This is a genomic window from Gammaproteobacteria bacterium, assembly GCA_016195665.1.
GTDB lineage: Bacteria > Pseudomonadota > Gammaproteobacteria > SURF-13 > SURF-13 > JACPZD01.
Genome location: JACPZD010000002.1, coordinates 38,520 through 53,296, shown reverse-complemented (window position 1 = coordinate 53,296; position 14,777 = coordinate 38,520). Strand labels below are relative to the sequence as shown.

Sequence of the window (14,777 nt, the reverse complement as noted above, 5' to 3'; positions counted from 1 at the left end):
TGAAGTGTTTTACAATCGAGAACGGCTACATCAAACACTCGGTTACGTGAGTCCGATGCAGTATGAAGAAAACGCTGTTGTCCCCTAACCCTGTGTCCGTGAAATCGGGTATGCCTCAATCTGTCCCCCTTTTCCTCATGACCCCCTTTTCCCACATCAGCCATGCGTTGATGCAGGTGCGGCATCTATTGGAGGAAGATATAAGATTGGCGAAGCAGTTGGAGCAGGTGAGGCGAGAGGTATGGTAGTCATACAATGAACCTGACCCCCTTTTCCCCCCTTTTCCCTGACCCCCTTTTCCACTTTTCCATACAATGAACCTGACCCCCTTTTCCAGACCCCCTTTTCCATGAACCTGACCCCCTTTTCCTTTTCGCCTTCGTTACGCTGGCGATGGTCGTGTTGCCCGAACACCTGCACGCGATTTGGCGCCTGCCACCTGATGATGCCAATTATCCGTTGCGCTGGTCGCGGATCAAGGCCGGGTTTTCGCGGCGGATGGCAAAAGTCGAGCATATCCGCGCCAGCCGTCAGGCCAAACGCGAGCGTGGTATCTGGCAGCGGCGCTATTGGGAGCATCAAATCCGGGATGAGGCCGATCTGGCGCGGCACGTGGATTACATTCATTTCAACCCGGTGAAGCACGGTTGGATTGCGCGTCCTGTGGATTGGCCCCATTCAACGTTGCACGGCTACATCGAGCGAGGAATGGCGCCCCCGGATTGGGGCGGGCAAATGTGTGATGGGGTGAGTGGTTATGGAGAGCGGTGAGATGTTGGGCTTCACCAACGTACAGCTTGCCAAGCGGCTTGGTGTCGATGAGAAGGAGGTTAGACGCCTGTTCGACCCTCACTACGCATCGAAGTTGCCGCGCATAGCACAAGCAGTCGCCTTGTTAGGCAAGCGGTAATCGGACTGGAAGCAGCATAACGAAAGGAATCTCTCATCGCGGCAGATCGTCGCGAAAATAGTAAAGAAAAACTGTGTTCGATCCGGTATTAGATTTGGCGGATTCGAGTCTGCCTTATGATGTTTTAACTACACAGGCAGGATGCCTATATCTCTCGCCTCCCCGAAAAGGCATGCGACAGGGTGCCGCTGTCTACGTATTCCAGTTCGCCGCCCAGCGGCACGCCGTGGGCGATGCGGGTGACTTTGATGCCGCGCGGGCGCACCAGTTCGCTGATGTAGTGGGCGGTGGCTTCGCCCTCCACGGTGGGATTGGTGGCGAGGATGACTTCGCGCACCGCTGCCGGGTCCAGGCGCTCGGCGAGCTTAGCGAGGCCGATCTGTTCAGGGCCGATGCCGTCCAGGGGGGAGAGGTGGCCCATTAGCACGAAGTACAATCCCTTGTAGCCGGTGGCGCGTTCTACGGCTAACACGTCGGCGGGGGTTTCCACTACGCACAGCAGGGCGCGGTCCCGGCCGCTATTGGCGCATAGCCGGCAGATTTCGGTTTCGCTTAGGGTACGGCACAGGACGCAGTGATGGATGTTGTTGACGGCCTGGGTCAGGGCCTCGGCGAGTTGGCGCGCGCCTTCGCGGTTGCGTTCCAGCAGATGGAAGGCCATGCGCTGGGCCGACTTGGGGCCCACGCCGGGCAGGCAGCGGAAGGCCTCGACTAACTGCTCAATGAGTGTGCTGGGGACGTGCTGCAAGGCTAGAAGGGCATCTTGAAGCCTGCGGGGAGGCCCAGGCCGCCCGTCATGCCGGCGTATTTTTCCTTGGAGGTCTTCTCCACCGCGCGCACGGCGTCGTTGACGGCCGCCGCGATCAGGTCTTCCAGCATTTCCTTGTCTTCCTGCATCAGGCTGGGATCTATGGTGACGCGCTTGACGTCGTGCGATCCGGTCATGACCACGGTGACCATGCCCGCGCCGGATTGTCCGGTGACTTCCAGGCCGGCGAGTTCCTCCGCAGCCTTTTGCAGGTTGGCCTGCATCTGCTGGGCCTGTTTCATGATGTTGCCTAGACCGCCTTTCATATCTTACCTCGTAAGTCTTTCTGCGTGATGTGTTTGCGCTACTACCTACCCCCCCCCCACTCTAACTCTTCTATCAAGGGGGAGATAAAGTGAGCTGAGAAGTCAGTCTAATTCTACCTACCTTTAATTATAGCAAGCCTGAGCTGAGAAGAGAGATCAGATTAATCCAGGGGCTGGATAGAGTCGGGGTGGATGCGGGCGTTGAAGGTTTCGATCAGGGCCTGGACGTTGGCGTCACTCTGGATGACCTGGGCGGCGGCCTGCTGGCGTTCGTTCTGTTCTCTCGCCCGGGCCTGCGCCGGCGTGGATCCGCCGGGCTCACCCACGGTGAGGACGAGCTTGACCGGAGTTTGGTAATAGGTTTGCAGGGCTTGCTGCAGACGCTCCTCCAGCCGCGCGGTGCGCAGGTTGGCCTGGCTGCTGTCCAGAAGCAGAGACAGGGTGTCGCCGGTCCGTCCTATAAGGGCGCAATTGACCGCGAGCTGCTTTAGCATGCCGGTGAGATTGAGTGCGCTTAGCACTTTATCCCAGTCGTCTGAAACCGGTTCCCGCGCGGAAGGGGGTGCAGATAGGTGAGGGGTGAGGGGTGAGGGGTGAGGGGTAGTAGTGGCCGGAGCGGCCTTCAGAGTGGCGGCCGGATCGGCAGGGGAGGTGAGGGGTGGCAGGTGAGGCGTGAGGCGTGAGGCGTGAGAGGCCGTAGCGGAGGAGACGCTGAGCGGCTCTGCCGCGCTGCGCGGACGAAAGGTCAGCATGCGCAGCAGCGCCATTTCGAAACCGTTGCGGGCGTCCGGCGCCAGGGACAGGTCGCGCCGTCCGAGCAGGCCAATCTGATAGAACAACTGCACGTCCTCGGGGCTGAGGGTCTGCGCCAGGCGCAGGAGACTGGCGCGGTCACCCAGACTGTCGTCTATGGCCTCCGGGGCGATCTGGGCGAGGGCAATGCGGTGCAGGTGCGAAAGCAGATCGGCCAGCACGCCGGCAAAATCGGGGCTGTGTTCGGCCAGCAATTGTATTCGCTGTAACAAGGCTGGGGCGTCGTGACCGGCCAGGGCGTCCAGCAGGGCGACGATATGGGTCTGTTCTATAGTTCCCAGCATGGCGCGCACCTCAGTCTCGCGGAGTACGCCGCCGCCATAGGCGATGGCCTGGTCGAGCAGACTTAAGGCGTCACGCAAACTTCCGTCGGCGGCACGGGCCAGGGCGAGACGCGCCCCTGGCTCGCCCTCAATCCCTTCCTGGACGAGAATGTATTCCAACTGTTTGCTAATCAGATCAACGGGAACGCGCTTTAGATTGAATTGCAGGCAGCGCGAGAGGATGGTCACCGGCAGTTTTTGCGGGTCGGTGGTGGCGAGTAAAAATTTGACGTGCGGCGGCGGCTCTTCCAGGGTTTTCAGCAGGGCATTGAAGCTGTGGGTGGAGAGCATGTGCACCTCGTCTATGAGATAGACTTTATAACGCCCGCGAGTCGGGGCGTACTGCACGTTCTCCAACAGATCACGCGTGTCCTCGACCTTGGTGCGGGAGGCGGCGTCCACCTCGATCAGGTCTACAAAGCGCCCTTCATCTATCTCGCGGCAGGCGCTGCACACCCCGCAGGGCTTTGAACTGACGCCCTGCTCGCAATTGAGGGACTTGGCCAAGATGCGCGCGATGGTGGTTTTTCCCACGCCCCGAGTCCCGGTAAACAGAAAGGCGTGGTGCAGCCGGTCGTTATCGAGGGCGTTGACCAGTGCACGCCGCACATGGTCTTGCCCGACCATCTCGTCGAAATTGCGCGGCCGCCACTTGCGGGCGAGGACTTGGTAGCTCATGGGGATACTATCTTGCGGGTAGTCTAAAAGGCCAATGTATATGTTTGATTCCGGCCATCGTACAGGAAGAGGCAGTCTTTCAGGACATCCCTGCCAATCAGCTCGATGACGGGCATTGCGTGAAAAGTATAGGTTAAAGCTGGATGCAGGATAGTAACGCTTACGTCGTATTGATTACACAGATGAGGCAGCTCACCCGTTGAAGGGGTATGAATAGGAATTTGACCTGTCGGAGTAAGCTTCAATGAAGAAATGATTTGAGGATCTACGCACGTACAGCTTGCCCCAGTATCAATCAATCCACGTATTGTGACGGCCTCTGGAACGGGCTCGGATAGTTTCTTTAGTGCTTGTTGACGAGGAAGACTGACACCTATAAGTAAATCTAATAATGCGCCATTTGCAGATATTTGAACTGTTAAGCAGGGCATGCAGAAAGGACATCGCGGGTAAAGTACTGGACTTGCTCCGACGCCATGATTTGTTTTACCAGGAAGGGTTTGATCCCAAATTTCTCATACCCAATACTTATGGCGTCATCATACGTGTCGTAAATACCGGCAATTTGTCCTCCACCGATTAAAACATACTTCCCCTGATTAGGAAGCAACTGGGGAAGAACTTTTATGTAAGTCTCAAGTTCTACTTCTAAAGGATTATTCATCGCTAGGTCCTCCTTTAACTTAACGACTAACAGCCACATTCAAGGATAGCATATAGATATTGACTCACCAATATTCCTGGCTCACCAAGGCGGCTAGATAATGATTAAAGGCACACATGTAGAACTTGCGGATTATTAGAAGAACGCCAGCTTTTGGAATCAATCTATTGATTTATAATAACAAAGGCGGCGGCCTGTACCAGCCACACCCCGGCACACGAGTGAGGTTGCTGCCGCTGCTCCCTTCCGGGCCTGACGGGGTTCACAGCCGCTCGTTGCGAGGGGACCGATACAAGCCACCATAAAACAGGGGCTGGGGGTTAGAGGCAGGGACTAGGGATCTAAACCAGCAGGGGCCGGAGTCCTCCGGCTGTTAAGTGGCGGAGAGGGCGGGATTCGAACCCGCGATACGGGGTTACCGTATACACACTTTCCAGGCGTGCTCCTTCAACCGCTCGGACACCTCTCCTAATTTTCGCCGCATTTGCGGCCGTCCCTGGCGTAACTTCAGACTACTGTGCAACACCGGCCAAGCCATCCATGGCTTGGCGCTCGCGGCTCCTAAGCCCACCGCTCGCCCGCTCGGACACCTCTCCCTGCAATCTCATTGCAAGCAACTAAAAATCATAGACGAGAACAGGCTGCCGGGCAAGGTAAATATGGCGGATAAATGGAATTCTTGATAAAATATTAAACTTTTACGCCCCCGCAATCCCCGTATTGATTCGGACCGAGTATCACTCAGGAGTCACAAAGCAAGGAGCACTACTTATGATGTGACTCCTGAGTAAATACACTGTTTTACCTACCCCCACCCTTTCCCGCCCCCTACATAGGGGGGCGGGGACACAGAGGGAAGTGTAGGCTTAATTATTGACTTAAGAGTAACACTCCCCGCAGCCGAGACGCTGCGGAGGATGATTTATTTCGTAGCCCTCATTTAAGGTAATCATCGTCATGCATAACGGCACCACGCTTACGCAATTTATCATCGAAGAACAGCGCCAGATCGGCGCGAGCGGCGACTTCAGCTCGCTCCTCAATGACATCGTCACGGCCTGCAAGGTCATCTCCAACGCGGTACACAAGGGCGCGCTGATCGGCATCCAGGGCAGCGCGGGCAGCGAAAACGTGCAGGGTGAAACACAGAAGAAACTGGACGTCATCACCAACGAAATCTTTATCAAGTCCAACGAATGGGCGGGCCACCTCGCCGCGATGGGCTCGGAGGAGATGGACGATATCTATCAGATCCCCCGCCAGTACCCGAAGGGCAAGTATCTGCTGGTGTTCGATCCGCTCGATGGCTCGTCCAACATTGATGTGAACATTTCGGTAGGCACTATCTTCTCGATTCTGCGCTCGCCCAAGGGGATGTCGCAGGAAGCCGTGACCGCGCGCGACTTCTTTCAGTCCGGCGCGAAGCAGGTGTGCGCGGGGTATGCGCTCTATGGGCCGTCCACCATGATCGTGCTCACCAGCGGTCACGGCGTGAACGGCTTTACGCTCGACCAGAATATCGGTGAGTTCATCCTTACCCATCCCGGTATGAAAATCCCCGAAGACAGCCACGAGTTCGCCATCAATGCTTCCAATGAACGTTTCTGGGAAGCGCCGGTGCAACGCTACGTGGATGAGTGCCTGGCCGGCGTGGAAGGCCCGCGCAAGAAAAATTTCAACATGCGCTGGATCGCCTCTATGGTTGCCGAGGTGCATCGTATTTTGATTCGCGGCGGCGTGTTCATGTACCCGAAGGACACCAAAGATCCCGCCAAGGCGGGCAAGCTGCGCCTTATGTACGAGGCCAATCCGATGTCATTCATCGTGGAACAGGCGGGCGGAGTGAGCACCACCGGGCGCGAGCGCATCACGGAGATACAGCCGGAGGATCTGCATCAGCGCGTGCCGGTGATTTTGGGTTCCAAGAACGAGGTCAACCGGATTATTTCGTATCACTTGGGAGGCTGAGAGGTGTGAGGTATTGCGCCTCACCCCTCACTCTTCACGCCTCACTTCCTAACAGAGTGTATCAATAACCCTTGCTGCCGTGGACATCGGGCAAGGCCTTGCCGCCCATCGCCGTCCACATCATGCGGGCAATCGCCTCGGGCGCAATGGTGGTATGCCGGTTATTGGAGGCGGCGAGTTTTTCCCGGAGTTCCCTGCGCGCTTCGGCGTTGCCGGTGAGGTCGAAGACAATGTCCACCTCACTACCCAGGGCGATGAGTTGATCAAGGGTCAAGAGCCGGATGCCGGCTTCTTTGGCCAAGAGTTTCCCCGGGGTCTCGTTGCGCTCAACGGCGTAGGCAATTTGAATACCTTTGTCCTTAAGCGCCAGCATTTGCTCCAGAAATGCAGACCCCACCCTGCCCAGTCCGATCACCGCAATCTTTTGTATATCCATAAACGGCCCCTTTAGGTATTCCAAGAACACCCAAGATAGACCGCGGTGCTCAAGACGTCAAGCTTGCGGAGCTCCCAGCTCATCCCAGCGCGCATAGGCCGCCTGGAGGGCCTGGCCGACTTCGTCGAGCCGTTGCATGGCGGCGTGGAAGCCTTCCTTGTCGCGCTGATAAAAATCCGGTTCCGCCAGTGCGGCGTGCAGACGTTCTTGTTCCGCCTCCAGGGTGTCAATCTGAACGGGGAGGGTCTCCAGTTCACGTTGCTCTTTGTAACCCAGTTTACGAGCGGCCTTGAGTTGAGCTTTTTCCGCCGGCTTGGGTGCGGATTTGGGCGGGAGTTGCTTCCGGGCAGTCTGCCGCAGCCAGTCTTCATAGCCGCCGACGTATTCGCCGATCTTCCCTTCCCCTTCAAACACGATGACGCTGGTGACCACGTTGTCGAGAAAGGCGCGATCATGGCTGACCAAGAGCAGGGTTCCGTTATAGCCGCCCAGCAGCTCTTCCAGTAATTCCAGGGTCTCGATGTCGAGATCGTTGGTCGGCTCGTCCATCACCAGCAGGTTGGCGGGCTGGGTGAACAGCTTCGCCAGCAGCAGGCGATTGCGTTCGCCCCCGGAAAGCGATTTGACCGGGGAACGGCTGCGGGCCGGAGGGAACAGGAAATCCTGGAGGTAGCTGATGACGTGTTTCGACGCGCCATTGACGGTGACGGTATCCATTCCCAGCGCCAGGTTGTCTATGACGGAGCGTTCCGGGTCGAGCTGGGCGCGTAACTGGTCGAAGTAGGCGATTTGCAGATTCGTACCCTGCCGCACGGTCCCGCTGTCCGGCGCCAACTCGCCGAGCAGCAGCTTGAGCAGCGTGGTCTTGCCGGCGCCGTTCGGGCCGATCAGCCCCACCCGGTCGCCGCGCATGATGCGCGTGGAAAAATTTTTGACCACCGGCTTGCCGTCATAGGATTTGCAGACCTCCTCCGCCTCGATCACCAGCTTGCCGGAGAGTGCGCCGCTGTCCAGGGCGAGTTGCGCCTTGCCCGGCACGCTGCGGCGTTTGGCGCGTTCCTCGCGCAGGGCATAGAGGCCGCGCACGCGGCCTTCATTGCGGGTGCGGCGGGCCTGGATGCCCTTGCGTATCCAGACCTCTTCCTGCGCGAGTTTTTTGTCGAACTTGGCGGCGTGATCGGCCTCGATGGCCAGCATCTCCTGTTTCTTTTGCAGATAATGTGGGTAGTCGCCCGGCCACGAGGTAAGTTGTCCGCGGTCCAGTTCCACGATGCGGGTGGCGAGGTGTTGCAGCAGACTGCGGTCGTGGGTGATGAACAGCAGACCGCCGCGGAAATTCAGCAGCAACTCTTCCAGCCAGGTGATCGCCGCGATATCCAGATGGTTGGTCGGCTCATCCAGCAACAGCAAATCGGGTTCCGAGACCAGCGCCTGGGCCAGTGCTACGCGCCGCTTCCAGCCGCCGGAGATCTCACCCAAAAGTTGGTCGGCGGGCAATTCCAGGCGGCTGAGGGTGGTTTCGATGCGCTGGTGAAAGCGCCAGCCGTCGCGGGTTTCGAGCTGATGCTGCAAATCGTGCAGACGCTGCAACACCGGCTCAGAGTGGTCCTGCTCCAACAGGGCCAGGGTATGGTGATAACCGGAGAGCACCGCGGCGAGATCGCCCAAACCCTCGGCCACGGTGTCGAAGACCGTGCGGTCTTCCGCCAAGACCACGTCCTGGGCAAGCCTGCCGATGCGCAGCCCGGGTTGCCGCCAGACGATTCCGTCATCGGGCAGGATAGCGCCGGCAATGATCTGCATGAGGGTGGATTTGCCGGCGCCGTTGCGTCCGATCAGGCAGACGCGCTCGCCGGGTTCGATAACGAGGTCGGCCCGATCGAGCAGGGCGTGATGGCCAAAGGCGATGGACGCCTTGTTGAGACTGATAAGCGGCATGGCGATAAGTTATCTGTAGGGTGTATGGTCAGGGTACCTGGGCGGCCGGCATGCGCGCGAGGATGATGCCGCTCTTGCGCTGCAGGCCGCGGGCGGTGCGGTGGCCGTCATAATAGCGCGGATTGGTGACCATCGCTGCTAATTGCGCTGCTTGCGGCGCAGAAATAGTTGCCGCACTCACTCCATAATAGTGACGCGCGGCGGCCTCCACCCCGAACACGCCGTTGCCCCACTCGATGACATTGAGGTAGATTTCGAAGATACGGCGTTTGCTGAGAATATTCTCCAGCATCAAGGTAATAACAGCCTCTTGCACCTTGCGCCAGGGCGTGCGGCTGCCTGATAAAAACAGGTTCTTGGCCAATTGCTGACTGATGGTGGAGCCGCCGGCGACGATGCGCCCCTTTTTAAGATTTTTCTCGTAAGCGACTTGTATCCCTTCCCAGTCGAAACCCTCATGCTCAAGAAATTTGGCGTCTTCCGCCGCGATCAAGGCGCGCTTGAGATGTACCGAGATGCCGGAATAGGGCGCCCATTTTTGTGATAAGCGGGCTTGAGGGGCTTGGATTTGCATCTCATTTAACCGAGATTCCATAAAGGCGGTTGTTGTGGGATTGTGTTCCACCCAGTACCAGATGTGCAGCGCCAGCCATGCTTGATAGAGCAGGATTAGCAGGGCTGCCAGTACGAATCCACGTAGTACCAGCTTCCGCAGGGTTTTTACCATTGGGCTATAGTGATCATAAGGGCTAACGCCTGGAGGAGGAAGCCGTTACCAGAATGACGCCAAACAAAATGATCGTCATGCCGAGTATTTGAGTGTGGGTCAAGGTTTCGCCCAGCAGCCACCAGCCTAACATCACCGCCACAGCGGGATTGACGTAGGCGTAGGTCCCGAGTTGGGAGGGCGTGACGGTATGCAACAGCCAGGTAAAGGCGACAAAACCCAGCGTGCCGAAGACAATCAGATAACTCAGCGCGCCGGCGCCTTCGAGCGACCACTGCCAGTGAGTAACTTCTCCCGTAGCGAGGCCGATGACGGCCAATACCATTCCGCCGGCCAGCATCTGGAGCGCGGCGGACATCATCGGCGGAGTTCCGCTGGGGTGGCGTTTACCGTAGATCGAGCCGCTCGACCACAGAAATGCGGCAAGCAGGATGCCGATCTGTCCACCCAGGTGATCAAACGAAAAATTTTCGCTGTTGGGAAACATTAACAGGGCCACACCCGCGAAGCCTGCTACGAGTCCGAGCAGGGTAACGCGTGTCAGCGACTGGCCTTGCGACCCCAGCGTGCCCAGACCGGCGAGCCACAGTGCGGTGGTCGCCACAATCAATGCAGCCTGATTGGAGGGCACCCACTGCTCGCCCCACACCACCAAACCGTTGCCGCCGGTCAGTAGAAATATCCCCATGATGATGGTGACCTTCCATGCGGCGAGTGATCGCGGCAGGGCCTCGCCCCGCAGGTGAGCATAAAGCCCCAGGGCGAGTCCCGAGATGACAAAACGCACACCGGCGAACAGCGCGGGCGGCAGGTCATGGACGCCGACGCGGATGGCGAGATACGTCGAGCCCCACACCAGATAAAGCGTGACGAAGGCGATGACGATTTTGAATCGCAGATTTACAGGGGCCACGGAGGAGAGCGGATGATCTAATTCGCTCGTTTCTTCTTTTTCGGTGGTTCCGGAGCTTTCAGATAATGAATCTCCCACGGCCCCGTTCCTGTCAGTTGTATTACCGTCTCTTCACCGAAGTAGGCGTAATGATGCAGCCTGGCGGGGTTGACGTAGTAGCTGCCCGTCGCGAACTGCTTGGCTTTGGCCAGGTCGACTTTGTTTCCGAAGCCAACATATGCCCCGCCCGAGAGCACCGTGACCCGTTCATCTTCTGGATGCGAGTGCGGCATGAGCGTGGTTTGCGCGGGCAGCTTCACGCGCATGGTGAATAGGCCCGCGCGGGTGGGGTTACCCTCCAAAACTTGAATTCTCGTCCCAGCCGGCATCGAGCGCGGGGCGTCCACCCACTTGAAGTCGGCTGGCGTGAATTGGATGGCGTGTTTGGCGGTCGCTCCCGGCATCCTGCCTCCCGCGACATTAGTACGTCCCTGTACGTCAAGATTTGCTTGAGAAGGGCCGGTCTTCTTCTCTTCAGCGTACAGAGGCGTGCTCAGCAAGACGAGTATGAGGATTGTGCTATGGGGAAAAGCGTATCGCATGGGGCCGTTCTCTCACACAAATTGCCGATGGCCGCTGGGCTTCCAGGAGGGGGCGATGACATTGGGCATGGCGGAGCGTCCTAACAGGCGCGCAGGGGCGAGGGTGAATTCGCCGTAGCGTTGATTGATCTGATCCATGACTTGATTGAGCACCTCATGACGCTCGTCATGCACTTCAAACAGGCCCAGTTGATTATTCACAGGCCGCGGGTCGCGTGCGGTAACCTGCACCTGCGACACCGGTTCGCCGTGCCAAATTTTGTGCATGACAATGTTACACAGTTGATAAATCGCTTTACTGTCGTTGCCGGGCTGCACCAGAGTGAGCGTGTCGCCAATCCATCCATTATAACCGCGCAGGCCGATGAAGAAACGTTGCGCATCGAGATCATGACGGCGCAGGCGCGCGCCGACCTTTTCACTCATATGTAAGAAATAGGTAAGCAGCGTCTCTTTATCGCGCGTGCCGGGCGGGACGACCTTGCCGTGGCCGAGCGATTTGGGCGCGGCGACATCCACCTGTACGTCATCGGGATCTTCGCCCTGACACATCAGCCAGATGTGGCGGCCCATATTGCCGAAACGGCGCGCCAGCACGCTTACCGGCAGACGCGCGACATCACCGCAGGTTATCGCGCCGTGCGCGGAGAGATAACCGCCGATGCCTTCCGCGACACCGGAGAGCTTCGTGACGGGTTCGTTCTCCAATCGTTCCCGCGCTTCCCACGGCGGGATCACGGTAAAGCCATTGGGTTTCATGAGATTGGCGGCAAATTTGGCCGTACTCTTGTCGCCGCTCACGCCCACCGAGCAGGGGAGGCCGCTGACCTCGCGTACCTTGGCTATCGCCATGCGAGCCATGTCCTCCGGTGTGCCGTGTAATGTCTGGCAGCGCGTCACGTCGAGAAAGGCCTCGTCCACCGAGTAGACCTCGATGTCGGGGCTGATGTCGTAGAGCGCCTCCATAATGGCGGTGGAGATTGCCGCATAGACTTTAGGCCGGGCAGGGCGCTGGATAAGTTGCGGGCAGAGTTGGCGCGCCTCTTTGAGCCGCATGCCGGTATGTACGCCATAGGCACGCGCCTCGTAGGAACAGGTGATGATCGTGGTGCCGACCTCGCCATTGGTCACCGCCACCGGCCTGCCGCGCAATTCGGAAAAGTCGCGCTGCTCCACCGACGCAAAAAAGGCATTCATGTCGAGATGAATGACGGCGCGCGGCCAAGAGGGGGCAGCGGACATAGGCTTGATGTACATGAGAGAAAGTGGCGGAGAGGGTGGGATTCGAACCCACGTGGCGGGATTAACCGCCCAACCGATTTCGAGTCGGTGCCGTTATGACCACTTCGAGTACCTCTCCGTATGACATAGGATACCGTCTCTTTATGGAGACAACAACACCGGGGCCTCTGATTATGTCAGAGGTCCCCGGTGCATGGATGCGCCGTCATTTTTCAAGCACAAAAGTGCTTGAAAAATGAAGAAAAGCACCATAATAATCTTATGGCCACGTTTTTGCTTTTCTTGCTCTGAGAAGTCCAGGATGGACTTATTCAGAGCTCCCACAAGCAAGGTTCCATAGGGCTATAATTCGATTATGAATATCGTTTTGCTGGACCGCCGGACGTTTGCCGAGACCATCGAGTTCCCCGGGCCGGGGATAGAGCATTGCCATTGGCGTGAATACCCCACCACGACCCCCAAACAGCTTGTCGAGCGCGCGGCAGACGCCGAGGTCATCATCACCAACAAGGTCCCGGTGGGGGCGGAGGCGCTGGAGCAATTGCCGCGCCTGCGGTTGATTGCGGTGGCGGCCACCGGGGTGGATCACATTGATCTGGAGGCGGCGCGGGCGCGCGGCGTCGCCGTGTGTAATGTTGGTGATTACGCCACGGAAAGCGTCGCTGAACATGTCTTTGCCATGCTGCTCGCACTGCGCCGGCAGATCGTGCACTATCACCAGGCCGTACTTGACGGTGACTGGTCGCGTTCGCCTATCTTCACCCTGAACGATAGGGAGATGGTTGATCTCGCCGGGTCTACCTTGGGTATTATCGGGGCCGGGACACTGGGCCAGGCCGTCGCGCGGCTGGGCGAGGCCTTCGGCATGCGGGTGTGGCTGGCGGAACGCCGGGGCGCAGAGGGTATTCGCGCCGGATATATCCCCTTTGATGAGGTGTTGCGCCACAGCGATGTCATCAGCCTGCATGTGCCTCTCAATGCCGGCACTCATCATCTCATCGGTCACGCCGAACTGGCGCTCATGAAACCCACCGCCGTCCTCATCAACACGGCGCGCGGCGGGGTGGTGGACGAGGCGGCGTTGACCGACGCCTTACGAGCGGGCCGGATCGGCGGCGCCTGCATAGATGTCTTGAGCCGGGAACCGCCACCGCCGGATCATCCCTTGTTGTCAGTGGATCTTACCAATCTCCTCATCACTCCGCACATTGCCTGGGCGAGCAGGCAGGCGCAACAAAGATTGGCGCGAGAGGTGGTGACGAATATCGAAGCCTATTTCCGGGGTGAACAGCGTAATCGTATTATTTGAGGGTTTGACTAGAGTAGCCTATGCTTGCTAAAACCGAGCGAGGGAAACGCCATGTCTCAACCGTCACTATTAGCCAGGGCCGATTTCGATAGTTTGATTCGGGCGCTCGCAGCACGTGGCTATCGCGTGTTGGGGCCGCGGGTGCGCAGCGGCTCTATTGTGTTCGACGAGATCAGCGGCGCGGCCGACCTCTCGGCGGGCTTTATAAGCGTGCAGGAGCCGGGGAGTTATCGTCTCGAAGATTCGGGCAATGGACGATATTTTGATTACGTCCATGGCCCGGAATCTCTCAAACGTTTTTTGTTCGCGCCGAAAGAGACTTTGTGGACAGTCTCCGCCGGTGGCGAGGTGAGCTTTAAGGAGACCCTGCCTGACCTGCGGCCGCTTGCCGTCATTGGTGCGCGCGCCTGCGATCTTGCAGGCGTGAGTGTGCAGGACCGCACCTTTCTCGCGGGACAGCACTCAAACTACACCGACCCCTATTACGCCTGCCGGCGCGAAAACTTATTCATAGTTGCGGTGAATTGCACGCGCTCCGCCGCGACCTGTTTCTGCGTCTCGATGAATACCGGGCCGCGCGCGCGGGCCGGCTATGATCTTGCCTTGACTGAACTCGATGAGGCCTTTCTGGTAGAGGCGGGCAGTGAGCAAGGTGAGACGTTGCTGGCCGATCTCCCCCTGAAGCCCGCGCGCGACGTGGACGAAACCGCTGCAACGCAAGCCATTGCCGCCGCGGCAGATTCCCAAACGCGCCGTCTCGACACCACGGACATTCAGGCGCTGCTGTTTAGCAACCTCGAACACCCGCGCTGGGATGATGTCGCCGAGCGCTGTCTGTCGTGCGCCAACTGCACGATGGTGTGTCCCACCTGTTTTTGTCACAGCGAATCCGATGTGATGTCGCTGGATGGAACCGCAAGCGAACACCGCCGCGAGTGGAGCTCGTGTTTTACATTGCAGCACGGATATATCCACGGCGCACAGATTCGCCCTCAGATCCGTCATCGCTACCGGCAATGGCTCACCCACAAACTTGCGGCGTGGATCGAGCAATTTGGTGCGAGCGGTTGTGTGGGGTGCGGGCGTTGCATCACCTGGTGTCCGACCGGCATTGATCTCATCGAAGAGGTAAACGCAATCCGCGCGACGCGGATAGATACCCCCGCACCCTTCGCTTCGCTCTTCCCTCCGGGATAAGGAG

The 14,777-nt window shown here is 58.4% G+C and carries 14 protein-coding genes, 2 tRNA genes, 1 other RNA gene and 1 pseudogene; 5 read left to right on the top strand and 13 right to left on the bottom strand.

Annotation, left to right across the window (positions count from 1 at the left end):
- Positions 1 to 387: 387 nt before the first annotated feature.
- Both HY028_02055 and HY028_02050 read left to right on the top strand, forming a co-directional pair.
- Positions 388 to 699 (top strand): annotated as a pseudogene (locus tag HY028_02055) (transposase).
- 58 nt (positions 700 to 757) lie between these two features.
- Entirely contained in the window at positions 758 to 910 is a 153-nt protein-coding gene (locus HY028_02050; GenBank protein ID MBI3343648.1) for a hypothetical protein, read from the top strand.
- A 145-nt stretch (positions 911 to 1,055) separates the two neighbouring features.
- Here the strand turns inward: HY028_02050 and recR are convergent, their stop codons facing one another.
- The 6 genes from recR to HY028_02020 form a co-directional block, all read right to left on the bottom strand.
- On the bottom strand, positions 1,056 to 1,658 hold the full coding sequence (gene recR / locus HY028_02045) for a recombination protein RecR (GenBank protein ID MBI3343647.1): 603 nt from the start codon (positions 1,656 to 1,658) through the stop codon (positions 1,056 to 1,058).
- 2 nt (positions 1,659 to 1,660) lie between these two features.
- The gene (locus HY028_02040) at positions 1,661 to 1,984 is read right to left on the bottom strand and encodes a YbaB/EbfC family nucleoid-associated protein (GenBank protein ID MBI3343646.1); all 324 of its coding nucleotides are present in this window, start codon (positions 1,982 to 1,984) and stop codon (positions 1,661 to 1,663) included.
- A gap of 161 nt (positions 1,985 to 2,145) precedes the next feature.
- Positions 2,146 to 3,798: a DNA polymerase III subunit gamma/tau gene (gene dnaX / locus HY028_02035; GenBank protein ID MBI3343645.1), complete on the bottom strand. Its 1,653-nt coding sequence runs from the start codon at positions 3,796 to 3,798 to the stop codon at positions 2,146 to 2,148.
- 418 nt (positions 3,799 to 4,216) lie between these two features.
- The gene (locus HY028_02030) at positions 4,217 to 4,462 is read right to left on the bottom strand and encodes a hypothetical protein (protein ID MBI3343644.1); all 246 of its coding nucleotides are present in this window, start codon (positions 4,460 to 4,462) and stop codon (positions 4,217 to 4,219) included.
- 194 nt (positions 4,463 to 4,656) lie between these two features.
- Positions 4,657 to 4,754, bottom strand: an RNA gene (gene ffs / locus HY028_02025) — signal recognition particle sRNA small type.
- An 86-nt stretch (positions 4,755 to 4,840) separates the two neighbouring features.
- Positions 4,841 to 4,931 (bottom strand) — tRNA-Ser (locus tag HY028_02020).
- Positions 4,932 to 5,419: 488 nt separating this feature from the next.
- Here HY028_02020 and HY028_02015 point away from each other — a divergent pair.
- A complete protein-coding gene (locus tag HY028_02015; GenBank protein MBI3343643.1) occupies positions 5,420 to 6,430 on the top strand; it encodes a class 1 fructose-bisphosphatase in 1,011 nt (336 codons plus the stop codon).
- A 61-nt stretch (positions 6,431 to 6,491) separates the two neighbouring features.
- Here the strand turns inward: HY028_02015 and HY028_02010 are convergent, their stop codons facing one another.
- From HY028_02010 to HY028_01980, 7 genes are all read right to left on the bottom strand, one after another.
- The gene (locus tag HY028_02010; GenBank protein ID MBI3343642.1) at positions 6,492 to 6,866 is read right to left on the bottom strand and encodes an NAD(P)-binding domain-containing protein; all 375 of its coding nucleotides are present in this window, start codon (positions 6,864 to 6,866) and stop codon (positions 6,492 to 6,494) included.
- Positions 6,867 to 6,923: 57 nt separating this feature from the next.
- Entirely contained in the window at positions 6,924 to 8,804 is a 1,881-nt protein-coding gene (locus HY028_02005) for an ATP-binding cassette domain-containing protein (GenBank protein MBI3343641.1), read from the bottom strand.
- Positions 8,805 to 8,832: 28 nt separating this feature from the next.
- Entirely contained in the window at positions 8,833 to 9,531 is a 699-nt protein-coding gene (gene mtgA / locus HY028_02000; GenBank protein MBI3343640.1) for a monofunctional biosynthetic peptidoglycan transglycosylase, read from the bottom strand.
- A 22-nt stretch (positions 9,532 to 9,553) separates the two neighbouring features.
- On the bottom strand, positions 9,554 to 10,444 hold the full coding sequence (locus HY028_01995) for an EamA family transporter (protein ID MBI3343639.1): 891 nt from the start codon (positions 10,442 to 10,444) through the stop codon (positions 9,554 to 9,556).
- 17 nt (positions 10,445 to 10,461) lie between these two features.
- Positions 10,462 to 10,983 (bottom strand): cupin domain-containing protein, encoded by a 522-nt coding sequence (locus tag HY028_01990; protein ID MBI3343638.1) that lies wholly within the window; start codon positions 10,981 to 10,983, stop codon positions 10,462 to 10,464.
- A gap of 54 nt (positions 10,984 to 11,037) precedes the next feature.
- Complete coding sequence (locus HY028_01985; protein MBI3343637.1) at positions 11,038 to 12,267, bottom strand: DNA polymerase IV; 1,230 nt, start codon at positions 12,265 to 12,267, stop codon at positions 11,038 to 11,040.
- A 24-nt stretch (positions 12,268 to 12,291) separates the two neighbouring features.
- Positions 12,292 to 12,385: transfer RNA gene (locus HY028_01980), tRNA-Ser, on the bottom strand.
- A gap of 237 nt (positions 12,386 to 12,622) precedes the next feature.
- Here HY028_01980 and HY028_01975 point away from each other — a divergent pair.
- Positions 12,623 to 13,576: a D-2-hydroxyacid dehydrogenase gene (locus tag HY028_01975; GenBank protein MBI3343636.1), complete on the top strand. Its 954-nt coding sequence runs from the start codon at positions 12,623 to 12,625 to the stop codon at positions 13,574 to 13,576.
- Between the two features lie 51 nt (positions 13,577 to 13,627).
- On the top strand, positions 13,628 to 14,773 hold the full coding sequence (locus HY028_01970; GenBank protein MBI3343635.1) for a 4Fe-4S dicluster domain-containing protein: 1,146 nt from the start codon (positions 13,628 to 13,630) through the stop codon (positions 14,771 to 14,773).
- Positions 14,774 to 14,777 lie beyond the last annotated feature (4 nt).